Genomic DNA, 26,086 nt, shown 5'->3' with positions numbered 1-26,086 from the left:
TTCGATCAGGTGACACCTCCTACGTGAAGATGTCCGCCACGTACCTGCCGTGCGTGCGCTCCACCTCGTCCATCCAGGCATCGGCATCCGCTTCGGAAGCGCCGGTGGCCTCCTGGTAGATGCGCTCGCAGGTCTCGCGGACCTCCGGCGCCATGTTCTTCCCGTCGCCGCAGACGAAGACTGTGGCCCCTTGCTGCACCAGTTCCTTGACGTCGGCCCGGTCCGCCCAGAGCCGGTGCTGCACGTACTTCTGGCCGTCGGTCGGCGCCTTGGAGAAGACCGGCCGCAGGTCCAGGTTGGCCTGCTCCGCCCAGGACTCCAGTTCCGCCTGGTAGAGGAAATCGGTGTCAGGCGCCCGGCACCCGAAGAACAGCAGGGACTTCGCCGGCTTGATGTCTTCGGCCTGGGCCCGCAGCGCCCGGTCCTGCACGAAGCCGCGGAAGGGGGCGAGCCCGGTCCCGGCGCACACCATGATGACCGGCATCGCCAGGGACTCCGGCGGGTGGAAGGCCGCGTTCGACGGCCGCACCGTCACCGCCACCCGCGACCCCGGCCGCGCCTGGGCCAGGTACGTGGAAGCGGCCCCTTCGAAGATGCCGCGTCCGGACCATGCCGGGGCCTGGATGACGGCGAAGGTCAGCGTCGCGTGGTCAGGGCTCCAGAGCGGCGACGACGAGATGGAGTACCGCCGCGGGGTCAGCTGGGTGAGCAGCTGCAGGAACGACGTGAACGGAAGCTGGCACGACGGGTACATCTCCAGCAGGTCCAGCAGTGAGACGCGCTTGTCCACGATCTCCGCCGCATGGCGCTCCCGGTCCTGCGCCAGGGCCTCAAGCTCCGCGCGCTGGTCCGGGTCCGCTGCCACCTCGGCCAGCTGCTCCAGCAGCGGCCGCGTGGCCGGAACCGCGAGTTCCAGGTAGCTGCTCAGCAGCTCGCCCACGGCCACGGGCGTGCCGGTGGGCAGGAACGTGTCCCCGTGCTCCATGGCCAGCACCACGTGGGAATCGTAGTCCAGGCTGAAGCGCGTCAGCGCCCGCTGCACCAGGTCGCTGGGGTTCAGCGGCAGCACGGCCAGGTAGTCGCCGGCCCGGTAGCTCATGCCCTCCGGCAGCGCGATCTCCACATGCCGTTTGGACCGTGCATCCGGCTTGGTCAGGTCCACGAGTTCCCGGTTGACGACGACGGTGCCAACGGCCAGGTCGTTTTGCCGCAGGAACGTGTCCCGGACGTTGCCCACGAACTGGACCGCCAGCTGCGGCTTGCCGGTGGGCGCACTGGTCCGCTGGCCGAGGGCGGCGTCCACCGCCGGCCAGAACCCGGCGTACCACTCCTCGAAATCGCCGAAGAAGTCGCCGCGCGCGTTCGCCTCGCCGCGTTCGTAGATCCGCTGTGCGCCGGCCGCCTCGAGCCGGGCGTCGATGGCCTTGGGCACCTCCTGGTACGTCCGCGCCCAGTCCCGGTTGCCGTTGCCGAACACCGTGTACCGCACCCGGGCGAGGCTGCCCGGCTGCAGGCTTTCGGTCCAGGTCATGAACTTCTTGGCGTTGTCCGGCGGCATCCCCTCATAGGAGGAGGCGACGACGGCGACCAGCCCCACCGTCGGCAGCCCGCCGGCCGCCTCGTCCAGCGGGGCGATGGTGGGGCTGTAGCCCCGCCGCCCGGCGTCGTTCGCTATCCGCTGCGCAAAGTCCTGGGACGTGCCCGCGTTGGACCCGTACAGCACGCGCACCGGAACGCCGTTGGCGGCGGCAACCGCCAGCGCTTCCGCCGTCCTTGGCTGGCTGCCGCTCTCCTGTCCTCCGGCGGCCTTTCCGACGGCGGGACTTGCCGCTGCGTCGATCCGTACGTTCCGCCGTCGGACGTGGATGAACAGCCCTTCCGGCTTCATGGTGAGGGTGTGCTTGATGTGCAGCTCATAGTTCGGATCCGCGGCGGTGATGTCGAAGCGCTGCAGGGCTTTGGCCAGGAACAGCTGGGCCTCCTGCAGGGCAAACCCGCGCCCGATGCACGAGCGCTGGCCGTTGCCGAACGGCTTCCACGCGTTGGCCGGAATGGACTCGACCCGCTCGGGGGAGAACCGGTCCGGATTGAAGAGCTCGGCGTCCTCGCCCCACGCAGTCTTGTCCCGGTGCAGCTGCGGGATCAGCACCATGAGGGTCTGGCCCTTGGGGATCTCGTACTGGCCGCCGATCACGGTGTCCTCGTAGGGCGCCACGTTGAACGCCGGGGCGGTGGGCCACAGCCGGAGCGTTTCCTTGAGGATCTGGTCCAGGTACCCCAGCCTGGGCAGGTGCTCGAACCTGGCGGCTTCGGTGCCCAGTACCTCGTCCACCACCGCGCGGGCCTTTCTCAGCACCTCGGGATGCCGCAGCAGCTCGTACATCATGAAGGTGATCAGGCCGCTGGTGGTCTCGTGCCCGGCCACCAGGAAGGTGACCATCTGGTTGCGGACATTGTCCTCGGGCAGGCGCTCGCCGGTCACCGGGTCCGCCGCATTCAGCATGGTGTCCAGGATGTCCTCGCTGCCCGGCGGGTTCGGGTTGCGCCGCCGGTCGCTGATGAGCTGCTCGGCCACCTCCAGCATCAGCGCGTTGTCCTCTTCTAGCTGGTGCCGCTTGCGGATCATGAGCTTGTTCTGCACCGGAAGCCGGGTGGACCTGTCCCGGGACTCACTCAGGGCACGGACCATGGCCCCGATGAAGGGATGCATCTCATCGCGGTAGAGGCTGTTGAAGCGGTAGCTGAACGAGCACAGGGCAATGGTGTCGAGGGTCAACCGGGTGGCATTGTCCGCGACGTCGATCCGCGCCGTCGGGCCGAGCCGCTCCCACTTGAGCAGGAGCTGCTCCAGGATGTCGTCCATGCCGGAGAACATCTTGGTCAGGGCTTTCGGCCCGAAGGCGGGCATCAGGATGCGGTGCGCCTTTTGCCAGTTGGGTTCCTCGGTTTCGGCAGTGAACAGTCCGTCGCCGATGAAGTCGCGGACCTGGCGCAGGGAGATGCCGAGCACCTTGCCGAAGCGGCTTTCGTCGCAAATCTCGTTGACGAGCTCCTGGGAGGACACGGCGATCATGCTGCGGTTGAAAACCTGGATGCGGACGATGGGGCCGTACTCCTCGGCGACTTCCATCAGGCCCATGACTCCCTGGCTGGCGTCGATATCTGGCAGGTTACCTACCAGAGGCTTTGGCGGCGGCTGGGGAATCGGGGTGCGGTTACTGCTGTTGCTTTGGGCGCTGTGGGTGGGGTTGCTGGGGTTGCCGGGCGCAGGCATGGTGCCCTCCTAGGCGGTCTGCATTGACACTTGTGCACTAGTTTTGTTGGTTCCTGTTGCCGGGAGGGGCGCCGGTGCTTGCCACTGTTTTGACGGGATGGGCCGGGCGTCACGGGCCGGGCTGGACCTAGGATACTCCCGTTGGATGCCGGGGACTACGGGTATTTTCTTCCGCGGTTTGGGCGGGTTTTTCGCTCCATAGACCTGCCCGGGCCCCGGCTACGCACTGCTTAGACGTGAGACCGGCCCTGCCCCTCATGACCGGCCCGGGCCGCGGCCGCCTATGCGGCCTGGGGGCCGGTTTTGGTCGCTGAGGACAGCCCGGATTCCTCAACGTCAGCTGAAGATTTGCGCAGTTCAGCAAAGGCCCGGTCAAGATTTTCTGAGCTTATCCACATATGCGGGCGAATCGGTTTCGCTGGCCTGACCGGCATGCTCCCATGGTAGGAACGACCGCGATTCACTCGCACCTGGCGAACTTCATGGGGGAGATCTACTTGTCAAAGCACCTGGCACCTGCCGTTGACCGGCGCACGCCTCGCATCACGAAAACTCAGGACCTACGTCATGCCGTTCCGGGCCGTCCCGTTCTGAGCCGTGCCGTTCGGATCGGCGCGGGAGCGGCATTCCTGGCGGTCTACGCTTTTGGATTCCAGGGCGCTGGCCCGGTTCTTTCATCCGGTCTGGCGTCCGGGCAGGTCACGGCCGGCACTCGCGGTGACGCCTCGGTCAACGTGCCCCTCGGATCGGCCACTATTGCCTCGGTTGCGGAGGGCTCCGTTTCAGGTGCCTTCGTTTCATCCGCCGGTGCCGTCTCGGCCTCGCCAGACGCGTACGTTTCCTACAGCCGTACGGTGGTCTTCGCCGCGGCAAAGCCCGTGAGCCAAAAACTCCATGCGGCTTCAAGCAAGGTGCGGCGTCCCGCGGCAGGAACCCTGATGGCACCGTTGGATGTCCTTACCCCCACCTCGCACTTTGGGCTGCGGACGAGTCCCATCACCGGCTCGGCCGGTGAGTTTCACTGGGGCCAGGACTTCTCCGCCGCCTGCGGAACCCGCGTGTACGCAGCGGATTCCGGCGTGGTGCGGACCGTGGGATGGCATCCGTGGGGCGGCGGCAACAGGGTGGAAATCGACCACGGCAACGGCCTGATCACCACCTACAACCACCTTGAGGGCATCGGTGTGAAGAAGGGCCAGTCGGTCCAGGTGGGGCAACTCATCGCGAAGGTCGGGACCACCGGGTCATCAACCGGATGCCACCTCCACTTTGAAACCATTCTGAACGGCAAACACACCGACCCGGACAACTGGACCCTGCTGCGGCTGCGTCACTCGGGACCCGTTGCCAACATCAAGATGACCGACTACCAAAAGCCCGGCACCGCTACGGAGACCGCCTCCTGGGCCGTTCCAGTGGAGGCCAGCGCCGCCCGCCATGCAGCGTCAGGCGAAGGGCATGAGTCGCCCGCCGTTGTCGTTTCGGCGGCCAGGTCTTCCTCCGCTGCCGCCGCGTCTGTTTCAGCAGCGCAGCCTTCGTACTCGTGGGCCGCGGTTCCGGCGCAGTGGGTGGCCTCGCCTAGGCCGGTAACGCCGGTGCCGGCACCGAAGGTGGCCGCGACTAAGCCGAAGCTGGCAAAGCCTGTCCCGGCACCGAAGGTGGCCTCGCCGAAGCCCAAGCCCAAGCCGGCAAAGCCGGTTACCGCACCGAAGCCCAAGCCCGCCAAGCCGGTCCCGGCACCGGTTGTCGCGCCCAAGCCGGCAACGCCCGCTCCTGTGGTTACTCCGGCTCCGGCTCCTGTGGTTACGCCGGCTCCCGCCCCGGTTGTTACGCCGGCTCCTGCGGTTGAGCCGGCCCCGGCTCCGGTTGTTGTGCCGGCTCCTGTGGTTGTGCCGGCTCCTGTGGTTGAGCCGGCTCCGATTGTTGTGCCGGAACCGGCAGCTCCGTCTCCGGCTCCGGTGGTTGTGCCGGCTCCGGCTGATGCTCCTGCTCCTGTGGCGGCTCCGGCACCATAAACCAAAGCAGTTCCGAGCGGGTGGCAAGACCGCGCCAAGAAGTGACCTGTTGAAGCCGAGCTATCAGTGGGTCGGACACTTGGCGCCGGTCTTGCGCCTGCGACAATGACCGCATGACCCACGAACAGCACCGCACCGCTTTCGAAGCCGCCTACCAAGCCGCCCAAAAAAGCCTCCGAGAAGGCGGCATCCCCATCGGAGCAGCGCTCGCCCGTGACGGCGTGGTCATCGCGAGCGGCCACAACGAACGCGTCCAAAACGGAGATCCGATCGCGCACGGCGAAATGTCAGCACTTCGCGCAGCCGGCCGGCAGACCAGCTACCGGGACACCACGCTCTACACCACCCTCGCCCCGTGTGCCATGTGCACCGGAACCATTATTCAGTTCAAAATTCCGCGCGTGATCGTGGGTGAGGCCAGCACGTTCGACGGCGAATTCGACCTGCTGCGGTCACGTGGTGTTGAGGTCTTGGTCCTGGATGATCAGCGCTGCGTGGACATGATGCGCACCTTTCAAGACAACAACCCGGACCTGTGGGCAGAGGACATCGCCGAGTAGGACTAGACGACAGTATGAAGGCTCCTGTGGCCTGCTCCTCACAGTTTCTAGCTGTGGTTCGGCAAGGTGAGGATTTCGGCTCCGTCGTTGGTGATGGCGATCGTGTGCTCGCTATGAGCTGTCCGGCAGCCTGTCGCACTTCGGAGCGTCCACCCGTCGGCATCAGTGACGAGCTGGGCCGTGTCCGCCATGACCCACGGCTCCAGCGCGAGCAGAAGGCCCGGCCGCAGTTTGTACCCGCGGCCGGGCCGTCCCGTGTTAGGAACGTGGGGGTCCTGGTGCATCGTTGATCCGATGCCATGACCTCCGAACTCGGTGTTGATCGGATACCCCGCCGCACTGAGGACCGAACCGATGGCATAGGAGATGTCGCCAATGCGGGCCCCGGGGCCGGCAGCCGCTATCCCCGCAGTCAGTGCGCGTTCGGTCGCGTCGATCATCGCGACGCTCTCCGCGGGCTTTGATTCCCCCACGATGAAGCTGATGGCGGCGTCTGCGGCGACTCCGTCTTTGGAGACGGCGAGGTCGAGCGTCAGCAGGTCGCCGTCAGCAAGCGTGTAGTCGCGTGGCAGCCCGTGGAGCACGGCGTCGTTGACGCCCGTGCAGATGTAGTGGCCAAACGGCCCGCGTCCGAAGGACGGCGCGTAGTCGACGTAGCAGGACTCCGCCCCGGCCTCGCGGATCATTTCCTGGGTCCAGCGGTCGATCTCCAGGAGGTTCGTGCCCACCGCGCTGCGGCTCTTCAGCGTGTGCAGAATGTCAGCGACCAAGGCGCCGGACTCTTTTGCTCGGGCCAGTTCGGCGGGGTTCAGGATCTCGATCATGCGGCGGCCCTTCTCGTCTACCAATAACTATACCGGCCATATTATCCCGGTATTAGTATTGGAGCCATGGTCAGGTTGCCGCTCACATCTGAAGAAGTCGAACGCGGACAGCGTCTCGGTGCCCTGCTGCGCCGCGCCAGGGGAGGGCGCTCGATGCTGGAGACCGCGCTCGATGCCCGTGTCTCACCGGAGACCCTCCGCAAGATCGAGTCCGGCAGGGTAGCAACCCCTGCCTTCCCGACGATCGCTGCGATCGCGGATGTCCTGGGCCTTTCACTCGACGCCGTGTGGGCCGCGATGAACCAGCCCGAACCCGGTGTTGAGCCGGCTGGCGCTGGAGGCAACGAAGGCGAGCGATTGGCCTCGTAGACCTGCAATCTTGCAAGTCCGTTGCAGCACTCGACCAGGTGCTGCCTCCGCCTCGGCGCCATCCCGCCGACGTCATGACTGTACTTCTTATGCGCTGTGGCCCTTTACGCGCTGCGGCGCTGCTTCGGGGCCACGCCGCCCAAGCGCTGCGTGACCTGCCGGGCCGCTGCGGCGCAGGCTTCGCCGAGGCTTTGCAGGGTGTCGGGGGAGACCCGGAACTTCGGTGCGGGGATGAGGACGGAGGCCACGATGTCGCCGCGGTGGTCGTGCACGGGGGCTGCGATCCCCACTTCCTCAATGGACGTCTCGCCATAGTTGATGGCCCAGCCGCGCGTGCTGACTTCCTCGAGCCGCCGCACGTACGCCTCAATGGACTGGTCGTCGAGGCCGGGGAGCGTAATGGTGCCGCCGCGGAGCAGGGTGCGGACGCGTTCGGGCTGTTCCGTGGCCAGGAAGATCTGGACGGAGGCGCTGAGCGCACTGTTGTAGCGGGCGCCGAGCGGGGCCGTGTGCTTGACCTGCTGCCGGCTGGCGATCTGTTCCACGCACAGGGACTCGGTGCCGTTCCACACCATGAGCGCGCTGGTCTCGCCGGTGCGCTCGGTCAGTTCGCGCAGCACCGGATAGGCCACCCGGCGCTCCTCGAGCTCGGCCAGCAGGGGCCCGGCCACCGCGATGAGCCCCATGCCCAGCCGGAAGCGCCGGGTGTCCGGGTCCCGCTCCACCAGGTGTTCCTGCTCGAACGTGGCGAGGATCCGGGACACCGTGCTCTTGTGCAGGCCCACGCGGCTGGCGATCTCGGTGACGCCGAGCATGGGCTCGTCCGCGGTGAAGCTGCGCAGCACGGCGATGGCGTTGACGATCACCGAGGCGCCGCGGGCATCCCCGTTGCCTGCGTCTTTGCCTTCGGGGCCGCCGCTTGCGGGGGCGGGGTTCGCTGGTGTTGCCGGGGGAGTCATGGTGTTCACTATATTTCTTCGCTGTTGTGCTTCCGGCCCATTGGCCGCGGAAGCGGGGGTGGGCATGCCCTCCCGGCCGCCCGCCGTCGTCGTACTTAACCCAAGGCTGCTAAAACTAAAGCCTTGCTGACAGCGGACGGCCGGGGAGGGCATGCCCCAGTTACCCAGGTGTCAGGCGCTGATGATGTTGTGCTCAGGGCCGAAGGGGAACTTGGTGATGTTTTCGGCGCCGTCCTCGCCCACCACCAGGATGTCGTGCTCGCGGTAGCCGCCGGCGCCGGGCTGGCCGTCGAGGACCGTGATCATCGGTTCCATGGAGACCACCATGCCCGGCTCGAGCACGGTGTCGATGTCCTCGCGCAGCTCGAGGCCGGCCTCGCGGCCGTAGTAGTGGCTGAGGACGCCGAAGGAGTGGCCGTAGCCGAAGGTGCGGTTGGCGAGCAGGCCGTGGGACACGTAGATCTCGTTGAGCTCGGCGGCGATGTCCTTGCAGACGGCGCCGGGCTTGATGAGTTCCAGGCCGCGCCGGTGGACCTCGACGTTGATGTTCCACAGCTCGAGGCAACGGGCATCGGGTTCGCCGAAGAACAGCGTCCGCTCCAGGGCGGTGTAGTAGCCGGAGGTCATGGGGAAGCAGTTCAGGGACAGGATGTCGTGTTCCTGGATCTTCCGGGTGGTGGCCCAGTTGTGCGCACCGTCGGTGTTGATGCCGGACTGGAACCAGACCCAGGTGTCGCGGATCTCCGAGTCGGGGAAGGTGCGGGCTATCTCGTGCACCATGGCCTCGGTGCCAATGAGGGCCACCTCGTACTCGGTGATGCCGGCGGTGATGGCATTGCGGATGGCCTCGCCGCCCAGGTCGCCGATCCGGGCGCCGTGCTTGATCACCTCGATTTCCTCGGCGGACTTGATCATGCGCTGGCGCATGGCGGCCTGGGCCACGTCCACCAGGGTGGCCGAAGCGAAGGCGGCCTGGATCTTGTTCCGGTTGTCCAGCGGCAGGGAGTCGTCCTCGACGCCGAGCCGGCGGACGCTGATGCCGCGGGTGCGCAGGATTTCCTGGATGGCGTGGATGTAGTTGTCCCGGCGCCAGTCCGTGTACACGAGGTTTTCGCCGTAGCTGCGGCGCCAGGGCATCCCGGCGTCGATATTTGCGGTGACGGTGACCGTGTCCTCCTTGGTGACCACCATGGCGTAGGAGCGGCCGAAGTAGGTGAACAGGAAGTCGGAGTAGTACTTGATCGAGTGGTAGCTGGTCAGGACGACGGCGTCCAGGTCCTTCTCGGCCATGATGCTGCGCAGGCCCGCGAGGCGGCGCTCGAACTCTTCATTCGAGAAAGTCAGGGCGACCTTTTCGCCGTTGTTGAGGACCTTGAGGCGCTCGAGCTTGGCGACGTCGTTGACAGCGTTGCCGTGACGGGTGAGGTTCTCGGTGATGGTCATGCTGTTTCCTTTTCTTTCTTGGGTGGGTGTTTGTCAGTGCTGCTGCAGGGGCTTCTTGGAAGTCTCCACGGCGAACAGGACTGCGATGAGGGAAACCAGGGAGGCGGCCACGAGGTACCAGCCGGGGGCCAGCTTGTTGTGTGTGAGGCCGATCAGGAGGGTGGCCATGAACGGGGCGGTGCCGCCGAACAGGGCGTTGGAGAGGTTGAAGCTGACCGCGAAGCCGCTGTACCGGGTCTTCGTGGGGAATAGTTCGGCCAGGAAGCTGGGGAGGGTTCCGTCGTTGAGCGTGAGCATGCCGCCCAGGAGGATCTGGACCAGGACGATCACCAGGAAGTTGCCCGTATCCAGGAGCATGAATGCCGGCACCGTCAGCAGCATGAACAGCACGGACGCGGTGATCAGCATCCGCTTGCGGCCGAACCTGTCCGAGGCGATGCCCGTGAGGAAGATGAAGCCGATGTAGCTGGCCAGGGCGATGGTGGTGGCCAGGAACGATTCGCCGGCACCGAAGCCCAGTTCCTCGGAGAGGTAGGTGGGCATGTAGCTGAGGATCACGTAGAAGCCGACGGCGTTCAGGAGCACCGCGCCGGTGGCGATGATGAGCTGCCTCCGGTTGTTCCGGAACATGTCCCGGGCAGGATTCTTGGTTTTGTTTTCGTCCTCGGCCAGGGCGCGGAAGGCGGGGGTGTCCTCGAGCTTGGTGCGGATGTACCGGCCGATCAGGCCCATCGGCGCCGCGAGCAGGAACGGCAGGCGCCATCCCCACTCGTGCAGCTGGGATTCGCTGAGGACTGACGTGAGCAGTGCGGCCAGCAGGCTCCCGAGGAGCAGGCCCGCCGCGGTGCTTGCGGGTACGACGGCGGCATAGAGTCCGCGGCGATGTGCCGGTGCGTACTCCACCAGGAAGGCGGAGGCGCCGGCGTACTCGCCGGAGGCGGAGAACTCCTGGACGACGCGGACCAGCAGGAGCAGGACCGGCGCCAGGAGGCCGATGGTGCCGTAGCCGGGGATCAGGGCGATGCAGAAGGTGGCCACGGACATGATGACGATCGAAAGCGACAGGGCTTTCCGCCGGCCGAGCCGGTCGCCGATGTGGCCCCAGAAGAAGCCGCCCAGCGGGCGGACGAAGAAGGAGACGGCGAAGACGCCGAAGGTTGCCAGGAGTGCTGTCTGGCGGTCGGCCTCCGGGAAGAAGACCGTGGAGATGATGCCGGCCAGGTAGCCGTAGACGGCGTAGTCGAACCATTCGACGAAGTTGCCGATGAAGCTCGCGGTGATGACCCGGCGCCGGGTGTCCTTGCTGACGTCATCGCCGGTGTGGGGTGTGGTGCTGTTGGGCTGCTGGCCGGTCAGCGGCTCTGCTGCTCCGGCCGGTTGGGTTATCGGGTGTTCCATGTGTCCACCAATAAACTTGGGGTTGCTTCTGTTGCAACACTGTTGCATCAGCGTAGGCGTGACACGCCTCACTCGTCAATGGGTATTTTTGCTGCCATCGGGGAGTCATCCCGTTCGGGAGGTTGCTGAATGGCCATTCTTAGCGGGGCGTCGTAGTTGCTTTGAACGCAACTAAGTTGTGAGCGAGGCTGCGATGCAGGCACGCCGAGCTGGAACGCGTCCTCACTTCTCGTCGCGTTCTCCCTGGCAGGTTCTAGGTGTCGTTGCAACACCTGAGTGATTGGTGGTGTTGTGGGACGTTTTGGTCGGCCTGAGGTGTTGCGTGAGGTTGTGCGGGTGTTCTGGGAGGCGAGGTCTTCCGGGTTGTCCGATGAGGTGGCCGCGGAGGTTGCCGGGCTTTCCGCTACGGCGGCGCGAGGGATCGTCCGTCAGCATGGTGGGGTGGATCCTTCGATTGCGCCCCCGTGTGGGCGGTACCTGTCCTTTGATGAGCGTGAGTTGATCGCTGTGTGGCGCGCGGAAGGGTGCAGTGCGCGCGAGATCGGCCGTCGTCTGGGCCGGAGCCCGTCCACCATTAGCCGGGAGCTGGCCCGGAACGTCCGCAACGGGGGCCACCGCCCCTACCTGGCGTCCGCGGCCCAGAACCGGGCCCAGAAGCTGGCACGGCGGCCCAAGGCCCGGAAGCTGGCATCCAACGAGGCCCTGGCGCTCTACGTTGCCGGGATGCTGACGGCCCGTGAGCGGTTGTCTCCGGAGCAGATCAGTGTCCGGCTGCGGATCGATTTCCCTGATGATGAGAGCATGCGCATCAGCCCGGAGACGATCTATCAGTGCATTTACATCCAGGGCCGCGGAGGGCTGAGAGCCGAGCTCTCCGCGGCCCTGCGGACCGGGCGTGCGGTGCGCCAACCAAACCGGCGGGCCGGGATGCGGAAGCCACGGGTCCCGAAGGAGCTGCTGATCAGTGAGCGCCCGGCGGAGGCCGATGATCGGGCCGTTCCCGGACACTGGGAGGGCGACCTGGTCATCGGCACCCCCGGCACCGGGGCGATCGGAACGCTAGTGGAACGCAGCAGCCGCTTCGTGATGCTCCTGCACCTGCCCAACGGCCACACCGGCGAGCAGGTTCTGGCCGCCATCCAGGAAACCCTGCCCATGCTGCCCGCCCACTTGCGCCGGTCCCTGACCTGGGACCAGGGCGCGGAGATGGTCGGAATCCATGACCGCGTCAAGGTCGCCACCGGAGCGGATGTGTACTTTTGCGACCCTCACTCGCCCTGGCAGCGCGGCACGAACGAGAACACCAACGGGCTCTTGCGCCAGTACTTCCCCAAAGGGATGGACCTGACCACCGTCACGCGTGAGGACCTCGACTACGCCGCCGCCGGGCTCAACGGCCGCCTACGCAAAACACTCGGCTGGAAAACCCCCGCACAAGCCCTCGAGCAAATTCTGGAAGAATCAGCAGCTTAGGACGCGTGTTGCAACGACCGCTGGAATCCGCCCCTGACGCGTCCTCACCTTTGGTCGGGTTTCCCCTGACGCGTCCTCACCGTTCGCCGGGTTGCCAAGCTTCTTAAGGACGCGGGCGGCCACGAGCGCCTGCTCCTCTAGGCGTCGAATCCTGGATGAGCATCACAGCGTGCTAGGAGGACTTTTGGGCTGGGGCACTGGATACGTTGATCCTCGACAGGCCGTTGCCGCTGGCTGCGACGCAGTCCGTCAGAACCGCTGACTGCGTAACGGATCTGATAGGGAACTGTGAACTCGTCGTTAATCAGCGCCTGAGGTTCACAATTCCAAGGCCCTTGGCGTGACCGATTCATCGCTCTGCTCTGCTCCAGCATGGGCGCACTAACGCTTAATAGCGAACTGGACGTCCTTTACAAGCACTGGCTGGAGTTACTTGCCGCTGGTTGACAGGCCAGATGGCAACGCGGGATGTGGAGATTGCTTTCCTTATCGGCCGATCCAGTCGAGGATGTCCTTCATTCTGTTGTGGCGGGCGTTGTGTTGATCGGTACCAGCCAGCCGACGGAGCGTTCAAAGTTGGAAGCGAGTGTCCCCGTTCCCGGTCCAGTGCTACCAAGGGTGGAGAGGTAGATAACACCGGCTTGGGCGCCCACCGTGTCGAGTCGTTCCCTTGCCCACACCTTGGCCTCTTTCAGGCTCTTCATGGGAATGGTTTCCCTGGTTGGGTCGGAATCAGTGAGGTGGATATCCAGCTGATAGTCCCCTTCTTGCGGATGTCGGGGCAAGCGGAGGGGTTTGTTCTCGTCGCGCCTACTGATTAGGACTTGCGCGGAGGCCTGAAGAAGTGAAGGGTTCACCAGGTTGTAACCGTGTGCGTACTGCTCCATCCTCATTCGCGAGACTACGGTCTCCACGGTGTCCTCATCGCTGACCACGCAGGCAGGCCCGATAACATCAGCTTCTGAACCACCAAGACTTTTCAGGTACAGCATGAATTGTTCGGAGCTGGACTGGTTGAAGTTCATGCACCCTCCCTGAGGGTAGTTGCGCGGCATGTGCCGACACACCCAACACTAGGCCCGGCGGACCCCATTGCACCTGAAGTTCTCCATGAAGATCGTTCCTGTAGCTTTATTCGCCCCGCCGAAACGCTGAAGCAGCCGAAGGGCGCCAGGGCGCATGCCCAACTCGCAGCCGTGGCAGCCGGGGTTGCTACGCTCCAATCGGAATTTCTCGCCCATGTGGTTCTCCCGTGGACCGTACCGTGATCGACGAACTCGAACCAGTCATCGCGTCTGCCTGCCGGTTCGGGCAGCGTCAATCAGCAACGCTCCTGCACGAGGGACGGATTAGATGTACTGCCGTGGGATAAAAGACATCAATGGATTCGTGGTTTTCGATCCTGCAGCACCTCCGGTCAGTAGTCCCGGCTCTTGAGCCAGCCTGGGGGTTGGTGTGGAGCATGTCCTCCCGAGAAGCCCCGTGTACACGGAGTCCGGCCCCGCGCCGGTGCCCCCCCTTCGGGCGACTCGCTGTCATCGGCGTTTCAGCGCTATCGTTCCCCCAGGTCGTCCGCTACGCGGCGAAGGTCCTGGACCCAGCCGGTAGAACGGCTGGGCGCTCCCGAACTGGCTTCAAAGTTGGCAAGAGCTTCCGCTATCCGCTCCAGTGCTTCCGAGATGTTGGCCTTGACCGCCGCGTAGCCTTCTTCCGAGCGGGGGTCGGAAGAAGCCGAAGACAGCAGTTCCGCTCCGGACTTGATGACCAGTGAAGCCTCGTACTCGTTCACACATGCACCTGACTTCCCCGTGTTGGACGTGCGGTAACTTTTCGTCAGCACAACCATACATCTGCGAAACTTCTGACAGCCGAAGCGTTGACTGGTTCAGTCGTTGCGCACGCTGTAGGTGCTGACGACGTTGCCCTTGCTGGTCCTGTACTGGTCCTTGAGTTCCAGCCTGGTGAGCGGGTCACCGTCCTCGAACAGCCGCCGCCCGCTGCCGGCCACCACGGGGTGAGTCATCAGGGTCAACTCATCGAGGAGACCGGCGAACAGCAATTGCCGCGTGACTGAAATGCTGCCGCATACGGCGATCTCGCCGCCGTCGCGCTTTTTAAGATCTGATACGAATTCCTCCAGCGGCGCCTCGATCAGGTGCGAGTTTTCCCACTCCAGCGGCTCGGACAGGGTGCGCGATACGACGAACTTTTCCACCGGGTTGATGAAGGCGGCGAAGTCCTCGTCCCGGGAGGCGTTCGGCCAGTAGCCCGCCCATTCCTGATAGCTGACCCGCCCGAGGACGACCGTGTCCACGGTGTTGATCATCTTGGTCAGTCCCTTGCCCAGGTCTTCATCGAAGCTGTCGAACTGGAACTTGAACGGGTCCTGCACCACGCCGTCCACGGAGTGGAACAGTCCGGCGGTCACTTTGCGCATCGCTTCCTCCAAAATCGGGTCGTCAGGCAATACCGTATTCGGCCGCAGCTGGCGTGGGAAGGTTTGAAGCAGTCGCGCCGCGGCGGTTTGACATGCCGAAGCCGGGCGGATGAACTGTGTGGACGTGCAATGATGCAGCCCGTTGCCCGGCTTTACGTTAAAGCTGCCGTGGGGAACCACGCCAGGAATGATGGGCGGGGCTGCAATCATCAAAAAGACAATGGACCACAAGGTCCGGCTGAAGGCCGTGCAGGCCGGCGAATTCGTGAAGTTCGGCGGGATCCCTCTGCGTGTTCTCTCGACTCGCCGCGACGCCGGCCTCGTGACCTTGAAACTTGAAGATAAACCGGAAAGACCCATGACGCTGGTAGGTCTGGCGGATATGGCGGTTCATCGCCCGAAAGCAACCTAAGGTGGCTCACCGCGCCGCCTTCGTTATTGCCGGTGCCATCGCGCTTTTTCTTTCGGCATGTTCGGCACCGCAGGGCGAGCCCGCTTCCGTGTCGGCTGTGCCGTCGGTTCAGCAGGAAATGCCGACGGCGGTGGTACAGAGTGCGGGAGGCAAGAAGGCCGTGGTGCACGCCGGAGTGTCGACCGCCCCCGAGGAAAGCGGCCAGCTCGTCGGCAATCTTGCCGCGGATGGTGCCGGATGCATTGTGGTGCGGGCTAGCGACGGGGAAACAACAACCCTGGTCTTCCCCGAAGGCACTGCTTTCAACGGCGAGTCACTGGCATTGCCGGACGGTTCATCCCTGTCCGCGGGGGATAACGTGGCCTTGGACGGTGCGCGTGTCCCGGCTGACGAGAAATTGAGCGTGTGCCCGAACTACTTCAGGCTCTTCTCAGTAGTGAGAGCCACCGTCAGCCCATAGCGGCAGGACGTGCGGACGCGTTGGGCTGGGAGCGGCAGGACGGGCGGACGCGTTGGGCTGGAAGCGGCAGGACGTGCGGACGCGTTAGGCCGGAAGCGGCGGGATGTGAGGAAGGGTCGGGCGGGCTAGCCGCGGGCGACGAGCAGATTGTCGTGAACCTTCCTCCAGCCCTCTGACTGCAATTGGGTCGTGTCGTAGCCGTCGGTCAGGAGCATTGTGGACCCGGCGCCGCGGACATCGACCTTGACGATCTCGCCGTCGGTCACCGGGCTCGAGCAGCTCGATCCCCACATCGGGGGAGTGGCGGTCGGAACAACAATCAGGCATGCCGCATGGGATTCCTTCTTGGTGACGGCGAAGTACTTGACCCCGTCATCAACCGCGAGCAGGCGGACATTTTCCGGATTATCGACGTCGCTGACGTGGACCCCGTCCGGGAGCCGGTCTTCCGCCGCAGCCGGACGGTCGAGTGCCTTGAGTTCTGATGGGGCCGAGCAGCCGGTGAGCAGTAACCCGCCCAGAACGGCTGCAATCAGCGGAACTGAGTAACGATTCATAGCGCTGCCCCCTCAGGCTTGGTGTTGCCTTGACGCTACACGGCGGTTCTGATCAAGAGAACTTTTCGAACGATCGTTTCGAAGTTTTCCATGGAACCCGGCCGGGCATGGGCCCCCTGGTGAGGGCCCATGCCGCTGTGCCGCCGCTAACTTGAGGGCTGCAGGGAAGCCCGAATCAGGGACGCAACGCGTTCGGCTTCGGTGTACGCGCCGTGGGTACCGGCGGTCTCCGAGGTGTAGTCCCCGGCGAAGTGCAGCGACCCGACCGAACGCTGAAGCTCAGGAAGGGCCTCTGCCCGTTCCGGGCTGAGCAGCGCGAAGCAGTGCTGCCAGGTCTGGGCATGCACGCCGAGGACCCGGCCCCGAAGCTGGGGTGCCACCGTGTACACGTCCTCCATCCACTGCGCGACCCTTTGCTCGTCGTCGGCAAATCCCGGAAGGTAGCCCGAGGAGTTCCCGTAGCAGGTGAGCTGGAGGATGCTCGCCCGGGACGTGTCCTCGGTTCCGCCGGGGACAGGGTTGATGATGGCATCGAAGGGCATGCCGACGGTCACGATGAACGCCCAGTCCTTGAACTCCGGGAGCCCTTCGATGTCCGCGACGATGTTCAGCGTGGTGCTGCCGGGGGAGGCGACCCTGTTGAGCGCCGTCATCTTCCAGCCGGGCAGGTCCTTGACGACGTCGGGAACCACCGGGGCGGGAACGGCTAGCACTACGTGCCTGGCCGTCAGCTTCTCTTCGCCGGCCTCGCCCGCCACCGCCACCTCGTAGACGCCTTCCTCTTTGAGCAGGGCCACGTCGGTTACCCGGGTGTTGTAGCGGACGGTGTGCTCAGGCAGGCGCTTCAGGATGGCCCGCGGGATGGCCTGCATCCCCTCAAGCGCGAACAGGCGGTTGTTCTTTTCGCGTGCGAGGTAGCTGGCGAAATAGCGGAGCGCGTACTTCGCTGAGAGATTGGCCGGGTCGCCTACGGCACCGCCGCGGATGGCGGTGGCAATGATGTCCCGGACCGCCGGCTGCAGGTCAGCGATCCGGTCGGCCACAGTCTCACCCGAAAGCTTGCTGAGTTCGCCGGCTGTGGTCCTGTCATTGACGTAGTCCCGGTACTCCGTGAGGGAGGTGTCAATGAACTTGATGAGCTCCGTTTTCTCCGACTCCGTAAGATTGAGGCCGGCCACAACGTCCTCGTTGGCTTCGGCCACCACGGTCTTGCCGTTGACATGGATGCCGTACGTCTCCGGGAGGAAAGGGACGGTCCGGATGCCCAGCTCGTTGACGAGCTCCTCCGACTTTGTTCCCTTGTAAACGAACATCGCGCCGGAGTTGGCCGACGTTCCCGCAAGCTGCACCGTGTGCGACCGGCCGCCTATGTCATGGCCGGACTCCAAAATCAGGACATCCAGCCCTGAGTCCCTGAGGTAGTACGCAGTGCCGAGTCCCGCCGCACCGCCACCAACAATTACTACGTCATGCAATATGGGCTCCTAGTGAAAAATGATTGTCGTTACGTGGACGGCGTTTAGTCGTCGTAGGTGTTGGCGATGTAGACGTCGCAGGGCGCGCTGTGAGCCACGCTGTTGGCGACGCTGCCCAGAACGCGTCCAATGCCCCGCATCCTGCGGTTGCCCACCACAATAAGACGCGCCTCTTTGCTGAGCGCTTCCCTGATAAGGGCATCCGCCGGCCGGCCGGAGGCCGCAGCGTAGGTGATCTTGATGTCCCCGCCCAGGGTGTCAGCTACGGCCCTGGCTACGTGTTCGGCCTTGTCGGCGTCAGACACGAGCCACTTGCTGCTGCCCGTGCCGAAGACGTCAGATCGGTCGCTGTCAAAGGCTGAGACCACGTGGAGGGTCGCGCCAAGCGCTGTGGCCAGGTCTCTTGCGGCCTCCGCAGCCTTTCTGGCCGTGTCACTGCCATCGACCCCTACAACTACTATTCCGCTCATGTGCATGCTCCCTTGCGTGCTTTGCATCCCGAAAATTTTGACGCCCCTTCGACGCCTGTGAAGCACCAGGAGGCGCCGGACAACAAATCCGACGCCTCACTGGTCCAGACAACGCCGCGGTCAGAGCTCGGTGGGAGCGCCGGGCTCGCCGACGACGGGATCGACTCCGTACTTCTCGAGGATCTTTTTGATGGTGCCGTTGTCGCGGAGCGTTTTGATGTCCTCGTCGAGTGCCTTGCCGAGCGCTTCGTTGTCCAGGCTCGACGGCAGCATGACCTGGCCTACCCCGGCGAACTGGGGGACCTTCGGGTTGGGCTTGACGTCGATCACCTTGGCGCCCTCGATGGGGGCGTCCTTGAACCGGTAGTTGGCGGACGCGGCGGATGCCACGAGGGCATCGATGCGGCCGGCTTTGAGGTCTGCGTAGACGGACTCGTCGTCCTGGTAGATCTTGAAGTTGTCGCCAAGCCACTTCTGCATGCTGTCGTTCCAAAGGTTGCCGGCGACGGAGCCGACCTTTTTGCCCTCAAGGTCGTCGCTGGTGAGGCCCTTGGTGGAGACAATCGCCTGGGGATCGTTCCACAGCGGCGTGCTGAGGTGGACAATCTTCAAGCGTTCCTTGGTGCGCAGCCAGTTGCCCGAACCGATGTCGACGCGCTTGGACTGCACGGAGGGGATGACGGCTCCCGCGCCGCCTGAGGTGCTGACGGTGACCTTGAGGCACTCGAGTTTGGCGATCTCGCCGATGAGGTCGCCCTCCATGCCGGTAACGCCGTCGCCGTTAAGGATCGTGGCGGGTGCGTAGTCGTAGCTGGCGACGGTGAGCTCGCCTTGCGTGATGGTTTTGAGGTCACTGTGTGCCGGCTTGCAGTCGGACGCGACGCTGCTGGTCTCGCTGCCGCCGCAGGCGCTGAGGGAGATGGCGAGCAGGCCGGCGGCGCTGCCGGCGGAAAGTGCGCGCACGAGGGTACGGGGAGTTCGTGACATGGTCATTCTTTCTTTGTTGATGTGTGGGCGGATGCCCTGGATAAGCGGAGCGGGTTTTAGTTGCGTTGCAGGTGGCGGCCGAGGCGCTGTTCGAGGATCCGGACGAGGCCGAGGAAGACGAGGGTCAGGGAGCCGTAGATGACTGCGGTGAGGAGGTAGACGCTGAGGTATTCGAAGGTGATGGATCCGATTTCGAAGGCTTTGGACATCAGTTCGGGCACGGCGATCACGAACGCGAGTGCGCTGCCTTGGAAGACGAGGACGGCGAGTCCGGCCAGGGGCGGGGTGGAGATCCTTAGTGCCTGGGGCAGGATGATGAGCCGGAACCCGGTCCAGCCGCGCAGCCCTGAGGTGAGTGCTGCTTCTTTCTGCCCCAGTGGTACGGAGGCGATCCCGGCGCGGAAGTATTCGGAGGCGTAGGCGCCGGTGTTCCAGGTCAGCGCGATGACCGCTGTGGTGAGGGAGGTCAGGGTGATGCCGGCGTCGGGGAGGCTGAAGTAGAGCAGGTAGAGCAGCACCAGGGCCGGCAGGCCGCGGCCGATCTCCACGAACAGGAATGAGATCCACTGCAGGGGTGCGAGTTTGGAGGCTGCCATCACGGCGAACAGCAGCCCGAGCGGGAATCCGAAGAGCAGGGAGAGTCCGGTCAGCTGGAGGCTGACAATGAGTCCGGGGGTGAGGTTGGGCAGCCAGTTCAGCCATTGGGTGAGCATGTCCATCACGCGACTCCGATCTTCCGGCGCAGGGTGAGGTCGACCCGGCGTGAGATGAGGGCGACGACGAGGCTGATCACGATGTAGAGCGCTCCGGCGACGACGAACGAGAGGAGGCCCTCGTGGGTTTGTTTGGCGGCCTGCTGGGCGTAGTAGGTGATTTCGCGGACGCCGATGGTGGAGGCCAGGGCGGAGTCTTTCAGGAGCCCGATGCCGTAGGTGGCGATCGCGGGCAGCGCGACCCGGAATGCCTGCGGGGTGATGATGTGCCCGACCGTGGTGATGGTGGACAGGCCCAGGGCGTGGGCGGCTTCGCGTTGGCCGTCCGGGATGCTCAGCAGCCCGGAGCGGTAGATTTCGGCCATGAACGCTGAGGCGATGATGGAGAAGCCGATGATCGCGGCCTGGATGGTGGTCAGGCGCAGCGAGTACTGGGGCAGGCCGAAGTAGATCAGGAACAGCCAGGTGATCGGCGGGATGACCCGGACCACGTTGATGTACAGGGTCGCCGCGGCCCGGACCAGTCCGAACGGGGAGCGGGCGGCGCCGACGAGGACCAGGCCGATGAGCCCGCCGATCAGGAGCGAGGCGCCGGTGACGTACAGGGTGAGTCCGACGCCGCGGGCGATCGCGGGCAGGAGTTCTGCAATCATGGCCGTCACCGGTCCAGGACGGCTTTGAGGAACTGCCGGGTGCGTTCGTTCTCGGGGTCCGACATGACCTGCTCGCTCGGGCCGATCTCCAGCACGCCGCCGTTGCCCATCACCATGATCCGGTCCGAGACGTCACGGGCGAAGTGCATCTCGTGCGTGACCACGAGCATGGTCATGCCCTCGTCGGCGAGGTCGCGCATGACGGCGAGAACCTCGAGGCCGATCTCCGGGTCCAGGGCCGAGGTCGGTTCGTCGAAGAGCATGACCTTCGGGGAGAGGGCCAGGGCCCGGGCGATGGCGATGCGCTGCTGCTGCCCGCCCGACAGCCTGGCCGGGTACGCCTTGGCTTTGTCCGGCAGGCCAACGCGCTGGAGCAGCTTTTCCGCGGTGTCCTGCGCCTGCTCCCTGTTCACGCCCAGGACTTTTCGCTGGGGAAGGGTGATGTTCTCCATCACGGTCAGGTGCGGGAACAGGTTGAAGCTTTGGAAGACCATTCCGGTCACGCGCCGGAGGTGGTCCAGGCTTGGCTTGTCCGGCAGTTTCCCGCCGGCCACGACGCGGGCACCACCGATCGCGATCGTGCCCTCGGTCGGTGTTTCCAGGTAGTTCAGGCACCGCAGGAACGTGCTCTTGCCTGCCCCGGACGGCCCGATAATCGAGACCACCTCACCCTCGTTCATCGCCAGATTCACATCCGACAACACACGGGCTGCTCCATAACTCTTGCCGAGCCCGGAAACCACCACCTCCCCCGAAAGCGCGATCTGGGGAGCCTTAGTGCCAAAACTGAAGCTCATTTCATTTCCTTTGGATAGCGGGACTTCCTTGTCCCTGGGGTGGGTCGGTTGCGGGTGCCGTGCTCTGCAGGGCGGTCTGGTCTTCGCCTCAGAGCGGAACCTTCGGCCTGACTTCTTCAGCCACGCCGCGCTCGAGATGCATGAAGTAGATCACACAAACGAGTATTAGAGCAATACTTTAGAGATATATGTTTTATGCTCCGCCACGCGAAGTCGCTGAGCCTAGGGAGCTTAAACCTTTAAAACTAAAATCTATTGCTCAGCGACGTGGTCCACCTTACAGTAGAGGCAACCGCGGGGCGTGACCAGCATCACGCCGACGCATTCCCCCCCACGCAGAACTCCCACGGAGGTAGTACAAAATGAACGCCCTGACCCTCAACGGCCAAGTGGCCCTGGTGACCGGAGCCGGCCACGGAATCGGCCGTGCCAGCGCCCTGGCGCTGGCCGAGGCCGGCGCCCTGGTGGTGGCCTCCGACGTCGACTTCGCACGCGCCGCCGAGACCGAGCAGCTCATCAAAGACGCAGGCAACAAGGGTGTTGCAGCGGTTGCCGACGTCACCGACGAAAAGGCGATGGCCGCCGTCGTCGATGACATTGTCCGCACGCACGGCCGGCTGGACGTTGTTCACGCCAACGCCGGTGTGCTCATGGCCGGAACCGCCCTGACCCAGACCCTTGACGAGTGGGACAAGACCTTCACGGTCAATGTGCGCGGCACGTTCCTCACGGTGCGCGCCGTACTCCCGCAGATGATCAAGCAGAAAGCAGGCGCGATCATCATCACGGCGTCCGTCTCCGGCCTGATCGGCGAGCCCGACCTCGTTGCCTACAACGCCTCCAAGGGTGCACTGGTGAACCTCACCCGGCAGCTCGCCGTCGAGTACGCCAAGCACGGAATCCGCGTCAACGGCGTCTGCCCGGGATGGATTGAAACAGGCTTCAACGACCCCGTTCTCGGCCACCTGGGCACCGAGGAGCTCGACCATCTCGTCGGAACGCAAGTGCCACTGGGGCGCCAGGGGACAGCGGAGGACATCGCGCCCTCCGTTGTGTTCCTCGCGTCGGACTGGGCCCGGTACATCACCGGGCAGCTCCTTCCCATCGACGGCGGACTGACGTCAATGTAGACGCCACCCCTCCCGTCCCCACCACCGGCTCAAGACCCAAGGACTTACTGCCATGTCTGTCAGCAAACCACAACGGTCCGACGACGAACTCCTCGCCAATCTGGGCTACAAGCCCGAACTGAAGCGCTCGTGGTCCGGCTTTTCCAACTTCGCCATTTCGTTCTCCGTCATCTCGATCCTCAGCGGCCCGTTCATCAGCTTCTTCATCGGCTGGAACAACGGCGGCCCCGCCGCCATCAGCTGGGGCTGGCCAATCGTGTGCGCGCTCATCCTCGTGGTGGGCCTGTGCATGGGCGAACTCGTCTCGGCGATGCCCACCTCCGGCGGCATGTACTACTGGGCGGCCAAGCTCGGCAGCCTCCGCTCCAGCTACTTCACCGGCTGGCTGGACTTCCTGGGCCTGCTCGCCATCGTCGCCGCCGTCTCCTACGGCTGCGCCACCTTCATCGACATCACCCTCTCCTCGTTCAGCTCAGCTTGGGCTGACGGGTACTCGCTGACGCGGGTGTTCCTGATCTTCATCGGCGTCCTGGTGGTGGTCACCCTGCTCTCGATCTTCTCCAGCCACCTGCTGGCGATCTTCAACAACATCTCGGTGTGGTGGCATGTCATCGGCACCGTGGCCATCATCGCGATCATCATCTTCGTGCCGGAACGCCACGCCAGCATGGCTGACGTGTTCACCCAGCGGGTCAACAACACCGGCTGGTTCGACGGCGCCACCACCGGGATGGGGTTCGTCTTCCTGGTGCTGCCGCTGGCTGTGATCCTGCCGCAGTTCACCGTTACCGGCTACGACGCCTCCTGCCACATGTCCGAAGAGACCAAGGGCGCCTCCAACTCCGCCGCCAACGGCATCTGGCAGGCCATCCTCTATTCCGCGATCGGCGGCTGGATCCTGCTGCTGGGCATCCTCTTCGCCGTGCAGGACGCCGACGCCGTCACCGCCAGCGGCGGCAGCGTGGTCACCGTGCTCAACCAGGCACTCAGCGGTCCCTGGGTCAGCACCGTGCTGGTGATCTCCACCGTGGGGCAGTGCTTCTGCGCCATGGCCTGCATGACCTCCACCACCCGCATGCTGTTCGCCTTCAGCCGCGACGGCGCCGTTCCCGGCGCCCGCCTCTGGACCCGCCTGAACAAGAGCGGCGTGCCGCTGTACAGCGTGGCCCTGGTCGCCGGCCTGGCAATCATCCTGGCCCTGCCCGCCCTCGTCGAGGTGGACATCAACGGCGCCCCCGTGCCGGTGGCCTTCAACGCGGTGGTCTCCATCGGCGTCGTCGGCCTGTACCTGGCCTTCGCCATCCCGATCTACCAGCGCCTCCGCAGGGGTTCCGATTTCCAGCGCGGGTCCTGGCATCTGGGCCGCAACTACAAGTGGCTGGGCACCATCGCATGCGTGGAGATTGCACTGACCACCGTGATCGCCCTCATGCCGACCTCCCCGCTCGGGGCTCCGTGGAACCCTGACTTCGAGTGGAAGTACTTCAACTACACGCCGCTGGTTGTCGGCGGAACCCTGCTGGTGCTGTGGCTCGCCTGGGAGCTCCGGGTCAAGAACACCTACACCGGCCCCCGCCACACCGTGGACCTGCCCGCCGGACTCACCACGGCGGACGAGCTGGAGATCGAGTACGAGGAGCACCACCCCGGCCACCACCATGCAGTCCACGGTGGCGAGCAGGAGAAGTCCGACGCCGGCAATCACCGGGCGTGATGCGTACCGATTCCGTAGTTCAGTAAGTGCCAGTCCAGTCAGTGCCAGTCCGAAATAGTTAGCGAAGGGCCCGGCCGCGCGAGAGCGCAGCCGGGCCCTTCCGCGTCCCCGACGCTCCCTCACCTGTTACCGGTTTCTTGCCAACGCTTCCTCACCTTTCGTCGAGTTTTCCCCAACGCGTCCTCACGTATTGCCGCTTGGCCACACACGCTTCCTCAGTGGGGTGGCTGTTTCCTGGACGTGGAAAACGACGGCGGGCACCGCCGTCGGACTTCCGGATGGGGTATGTTGCGGGTATCCGACCGGAGCCAGCCAGAAGGAGTCATCGTGGAATACATGCTTTTCATCTGTACTGATCCCACAGCGCCGAAGTATGTGGCCGATGAGGACAACATTGAAGAATGGGGTGCCGAGATGGAATCCCGGGGTGTGGCCCTGCACGGGGACAGGCTGCGTCCTGTAGAGGATGCGACCACTGTGACGGTTCGCGGGGGAGAAGTGGTGGTTTCGGACGGACCGTTTGCGGAGACGCAGGGCTGGATCGCGGGCTACGACATCATCAAATGCACCGACCTCGACGAGGCGATCGAAGTGGCATCCAAGCACCCCATGGCGAAATTCGGAAAGATCGAGATCAGGCCGGTGCGGCCGCTCGGCGAGTAACCGGGATGGCTCGGGCATGGGGCGCGTAAATAATCCGTCAATATTCGCGGCAGGGCGATCCTGCGGGGCATGCGCGGGGCTTTGATGTAACCAAAGCACTTGTGTTCTTCAAGGCGGGTTGCAGATGCGTTGGACAAAGGGCCTGAGGGAAGAAGGCGGGATCAGGTTTTCCGCGCAGCCTGACGAGGTGGAAGGCTATGGCGGCCGTGGGGTGGACGGTTCCGCTGTCACCACCGCCGCCGGTTATCTCTTGCGGGATGAGGCCGGCGATGCGTGGCGGGTAATTTTCCAGCCGTATCCGGAATCCAGTTCTCACGGGGACCGGGTTATCGGTGACATCCTGGCCTGCAGCGAATCCCACGATGAGGTGGTGCACGTGCGGCTGCTGGCGTCAGGGGTGCGGTGGGCCGATGCCACGGCTGCCTTCCGCCAGGATGCGCCGGTCAGGTATGAGGACGCCGCCCGGGTTGCGAGCACGGTTCCTCGCGCCGCGGGGTAGTTACCTGTTCGCTCCGTCTCAAACGTGAGTTGCCGCCGTCGTCCGATTCGCCCTAAAGGTGAGTGGCCGCCGTCGTCCGGTCCGCCCTTAACCTTCCAGTTCGGACAGAACGTCTGCTGCGTCCCGGCTGCCGCCGGCGGCGAGGCGCCGAAGTTCTTCGACGTCGCCCTTTTCGGTGGCGAGCTCGACGAGCTGGTCTACGGCGTCCTGGCTGCCGTTGGCGGCGAGCTGCCGGAGTAAATCGAAGTCCTCCCGTTCCGCGGCGAGTTCGATAAGTTCGTCGACGGCATCGGGATCACCGTTGGCGGCCCGGTCCTGGAGTGCGGAGAAATCAGATTCTGACATCGTGGGACCTCCCTTTCGGCGACAACGGTACCGGTGTCAGCTCCTGTCCACTAGGTCTTGCGGTTTCGCTACCTAGCGTTACTATGTACTGGTAGCTAGTAGTACTAAGTAGTTGGAGGAGGTGTCCGGTGGGCAAGCAAATGACGGAGATGCTCAAAGGGACGCTGGAGGGCATCGTTCTTGCCCTCCTCACCGGGAAACCGGCGTACGGGTACGAGATCACAACGCTGCTCAGGGACAGGGGCTTCGCCGATATCGCCGAGGGAACCGTGTACGCGCTGCTGGTGAGGATCGAGCAAAAGGGACTTGTCGACGTCGAGAAGCGTCCGTCAGAGAAAGGCCCGCCGCGCAAGGTGTACACGCTCAACACCCAGGGCGATGAGTACCTGAAGGAGTTCTGGACAACATGGAGCTTTCTGGCCGAGCGGCTCGAACAGCTCCGCGATGAAGGGAATTAGA

At 64.6% G+C, this 26,086-nt stretch carries 27 protein-coding genes; 11 read left to right on the top strand and 16 right to left on the bottom strand.

What is annotated here, in order from left to right:
* Positions 1–19: 19 nt before the first annotated feature.
* Positions 20–3,274 (bottom strand): bifunctional cytochrome P450/NADPH--P450 reductase, encoded by a 3,255-nt coding sequence (locus LFT45_RS17040; protein ID WP_236804782.1) that lies wholly within the window; start codon positions 3,272–3,274, stop codon positions 20–22.
* 440 nt (positions 3,275–3,714) lie between these two features.
* Between LFT45_RS17040 and LFT45_RS17035 the strand changes: the two genes are divergently transcribed.
* On the top strand, positions 3,715–5,289 hold the full coding sequence (locus LFT45_RS17035) for a M23 family metallopeptidase (RefSeq protein WP_236804781.1): 1,575 nt from the start codon (positions 3,715–3,717) through the stop codon (positions 5,287–5,289).
* Between the two features lie 113 nt (positions 5,290–5,402).
* Complete coding sequence (locus LFT45_RS17030) at positions 5,403–5,849, top strand: nucleoside deaminase (protein ID WP_236804780.1); 447 nt, start codon at positions 5,403–5,405, stop codon at positions 5,847–5,849.
* Between the two features lie 47 nt (positions 5,850–5,896).
* Here LFT45_RS17030 and map read toward each other — a convergent pair whose 3' ends face one another.
* The gene (map, locus tag LFT45_RS17025; RefSeq protein ID WP_236804779.1) at positions 5,897–6,673 is read right to left on the bottom strand and encodes a type I methionyl aminopeptidase; all 777 of its coding nucleotides are present in this window, start codon (positions 6,671–6,673) and stop codon (positions 5,897–5,899) included.
* Between the two features lie 66 nt (positions 6,674–6,739).
* Between map and LFT45_RS17020 the strand changes: the two genes are divergently transcribed.
* Positions 6,740–7,042 carry a helix-turn-helix domain-containing protein gene (locus LFT45_RS17020; RefSeq protein ID WP_236804778.1) on the top strand — a complete coding sequence of 101 codons (303 nt, stop codon included), beginning with the start codon at positions 6,740–6,742 and terminating at the stop codon, positions 7,040–7,042.
* A gap of 104 nt (positions 7,043–7,146) precedes the next feature.
* On the opposite strand, the gene LFT45_RS17015 is transcribed toward LFT45_RS17020, so the two are convergent.
* The 3 genes from LFT45_RS17015 to LFT45_RS17005 form a co-directional block, all read right to left on the bottom strand.
* Entirely contained in the window at positions 7,147–8,001 is an 855-nt protein-coding gene (locus tag LFT45_RS17015; protein ID WP_236804777.1) for an IclR family transcriptional regulator, read from the bottom strand.
* 171 nt (positions 8,002–8,172) lie between these two features.
* On the bottom strand, positions 8,173–9,444 hold the full coding sequence (locus LFT45_RS17010) for an aminopeptidase P family protein (RefSeq protein ID WP_236804776.1): 1,272 nt from the start codon (positions 9,442–9,444) through the stop codon (positions 8,173–8,175).
* 33 nt (positions 9,445–9,477) lie between these two features.
* The gene (locus LFT45_RS17005; protein ID WP_236804775.1) at positions 9,478–10,842 is read right to left on the bottom strand and encodes an MFS transporter; all 1,365 of its coding nucleotides are present in this window, start codon (positions 10,840–10,842) and stop codon (positions 9,478–9,480) included.
* A 276-nt stretch (positions 10,843–11,118) separates the two neighbouring features.
* On the opposite strand from LFT45_RS17005, the gene LFT45_RS17000 reads away from it, so the two are divergent.
* Positions 11,119–12,315, top strand: coding sequence for an IS30 family transposase (locus tag LFT45_RS17000; protein ID WP_442863567.1), 1,197 nt, complete (start codon positions 11,119–11,121; stop codon positions 12,313–12,315).
* Positions 12,316–12,830: 515 nt separating this feature from the next.
* On the opposite strand, the gene LFT45_RS16995 is transcribed toward LFT45_RS17000, so the two are convergent.
* The 3 genes from LFT45_RS16995 to LFT45_RS16985 all read right to left on the bottom strand — a co-directional run bounded on the left by LFT45_RS16995 (position 12,831) and on the right by LFT45_RS16985 (position 14,752).
* Positions 12,831–13,340, bottom strand: a complete 510-nt coding sequence (locus LFT45_RS16995; protein WP_236804774.1) for a hypothetical protein — start codon at positions 13,338–13,340, stop codon at positions 12,831–12,833.
* Positions 13,341–13,867: 527 nt separating this feature from the next.
* Positions 13,868–14,104 (bottom strand): hypothetical protein, encoded by a 237-nt coding sequence (locus LFT45_RS16990; RefSeq protein ID WP_236804773.1) that lies wholly within the window; start codon positions 14,102–14,104, stop codon positions 13,868–13,870.
* 96 nt (positions 14,105–14,200) lie between these two features.
* Positions 14,201–14,752 (bottom strand): dihydrofolate reductase family protein, encoded by a 552-nt coding sequence (locus tag LFT45_RS16985; RefSeq protein ID WP_236809400.1) that lies wholly within the window; start codon positions 14,750–14,752, stop codon positions 14,201–14,203.
* 220 nt (positions 14,753–14,972) lie between these two features.
* Between LFT45_RS16985 and LFT45_RS16980 the strand changes: the two genes are divergently transcribed.
* Together LFT45_RS16980 and LFT45_RS16975 are read left to right on the top strand one after the other, a co-directional pair.
* On the top strand, positions 14,973–15,164 hold the full coding sequence (locus LFT45_RS16980; protein ID WP_236804772.1) for a hypothetical protein: 192 nt from the start codon (positions 14,973–14,975) through the stop codon (positions 15,162–15,164).
* Between the two features lies 1 nt (position 15,165).
* The gene (locus LFT45_RS16975; RefSeq protein WP_236804771.1) at positions 15,166–15,624 is read left to right on the top strand and encodes a hypothetical protein; all 459 of its coding nucleotides are present in this window, start codon (positions 15,166–15,168) and stop codon (positions 15,622–15,624) included.
* Positions 15,625–15,749: 125 nt separating this feature from the next.
* Here LFT45_RS16975 and LFT45_RS16970 read toward each other — a convergent pair whose 3' ends face one another.
* The 7 genes from LFT45_RS16970 to LFT45_RS16940 form a co-directional block, all read right to left on the bottom strand.
* A complete protein-coding gene (locus LFT45_RS16970) occupies positions 15,750–16,181 on the bottom strand; it encodes a hypothetical protein (protein ID WP_236804770.1) in 432 nt (143 codons plus the stop codon).
* 146 nt (positions 16,182–16,327) lie between these two features.
* Entirely contained in the window at positions 16,328–17,656 is a 1,329-nt protein-coding gene (locus LFT45_RS16965) for a flavin monoamine oxidase family protein (protein WP_236804769.1), read from the bottom strand.
* 44 nt (positions 17,657–17,700) lie between these two features.
* Positions 17,701–18,126 carry a universal stress protein gene (locus LFT45_RS16960; protein ID WP_236804768.1) on the bottom strand — a complete coding sequence of 142 codons (426 nt, stop codon included), beginning with the start codon at positions 18,124–18,126 and terminating at the stop codon, positions 17,701–17,703.
* Positions 18,127–18,246: 120 nt separating this feature from the next.
* The gene (locus LFT45_RS16955; protein ID WP_236804767.1) at positions 18,247–19,113 is read right to left on the bottom strand and encodes a substrate-binding periplasmic protein; all 867 of its coding nucleotides are present in this window, start codon (positions 19,111–19,113) and stop codon (positions 18,247–18,249) included.
* A gap of 56 nt (positions 19,114–19,169) precedes the next feature.
* Positions 19,170–19,832 carry an amino acid ABC transporter permease gene (locus LFT45_RS16950; protein WP_236804766.1) on the bottom strand — a complete coding sequence of 221 codons (663 nt, stop codon included), beginning with the start codon at positions 19,830–19,832 and terminating at the stop codon, positions 19,170–19,172.
* The gene (locus tag LFT45_RS16945) at positions 19,832–20,479 is read right to left on the bottom strand and encodes an amino acid ABC transporter permease (protein WP_236804765.1); all 648 of its coding nucleotides are present in this window, start codon (positions 20,477–20,479) and stop codon (positions 19,832–19,834) included. Before LFT45_RS16945 ends, LFT45_RS16950 begins: the two co-directional genes overlap by 1 nt.
* A 5-nt stretch (positions 20,480–20,484) precedes the next feature.
* Positions 20,485–21,276 carry an amino acid ABC transporter ATP-binding protein gene (locus LFT45_RS16940; protein WP_236804764.1) on the bottom strand — a complete coding sequence of 264 codons (792 nt, stop codon included), beginning with the start codon at positions 21,274–21,276 and terminating at the stop codon, positions 20,485–20,487.
* Between the two features lie 362 nt (positions 21,277–21,638).
* On the opposite strand from LFT45_RS16940, the gene LFT45_RS16935 reads away from it, so the two are divergent.
* The 4 genes from LFT45_RS16935 to LFT45_RS16920 all read left to right on the top strand — a co-directional run bounded on the left by LFT45_RS16935 (position 21,639) and on the right by LFT45_RS16920 (position 25,282).
* The gene (locus tag LFT45_RS16935; RefSeq protein WP_236804763.1) at positions 21,639–22,406 is read left to right on the top strand and encodes an SDR family NAD(P)-dependent oxidoreductase; all 768 of its coding nucleotides are present in this window, start codon (positions 21,639–21,641) and stop codon (positions 22,404–22,406) included.
* A gap of 52 nt (positions 22,407–22,458) precedes the next feature.
* Positions 22,459–24,120, top strand: a complete 1,662-nt coding sequence (locus LFT45_RS16930; protein ID WP_236804762.1) for an amino acid permease — start codon at positions 22,459–22,461, stop codon at positions 24,118–24,120.
* 336 nt (positions 24,121–24,456) lie between these two features.
* Positions 24,457–24,783 (top strand): YciI family protein, encoded by a 327-nt coding sequence (locus LFT45_RS16925; protein WP_236809399.1) that lies wholly within the window; start codon positions 24,457–24,459, stop codon positions 24,781–24,783.
* Positions 24,784–24,907: 124 nt separating this feature from the next.
* Positions 24,908–25,282, top strand: coding sequence for a hypothetical protein (locus LFT45_RS16920; protein ID WP_236804761.1), 375 nt, complete (start codon positions 24,908–24,910; stop codon positions 25,280–25,282).
* Positions 25,283–25,369: 87 nt separating this feature from the next.
* Here LFT45_RS16920 and LFT45_RS16915 read toward each other — a convergent pair whose 3' ends face one another.
* Entirely contained in the window at positions 25,370–25,627 is a 258-nt protein-coding gene (locus LFT45_RS16915; protein WP_236804760.1) for a hypothetical protein, read from the bottom strand.
* A 128-nt stretch (positions 25,628–25,755) separates the two neighbouring features.
* Here LFT45_RS16915 and LFT45_RS16910 point away from each other — a divergent pair, with 128 nt between their 5' ends.
* Positions 25,756–26,085 (top strand): PadR family transcriptional regulator, encoded by a 330-nt coding sequence (locus LFT45_RS16910; RefSeq protein WP_272912721.1) that lies wholly within the window; start codon positions 25,756–25,758, stop codon positions 26,083–26,085.
* The last annotated feature ends 1 nt before the right edge of the window (position 26,086 follow it).

The organism is Arthrobacter sp. FW305-BF8 (assembly GCF_021789315.1).
GTDB lineage: Bacteria > Actinomycetota > Actinomycetes > Actinomycetales > Micrococcaceae > Arthrobacter.
This window is presented reverse-complemented; position numbering and strand designations above follow the sequence as displayed.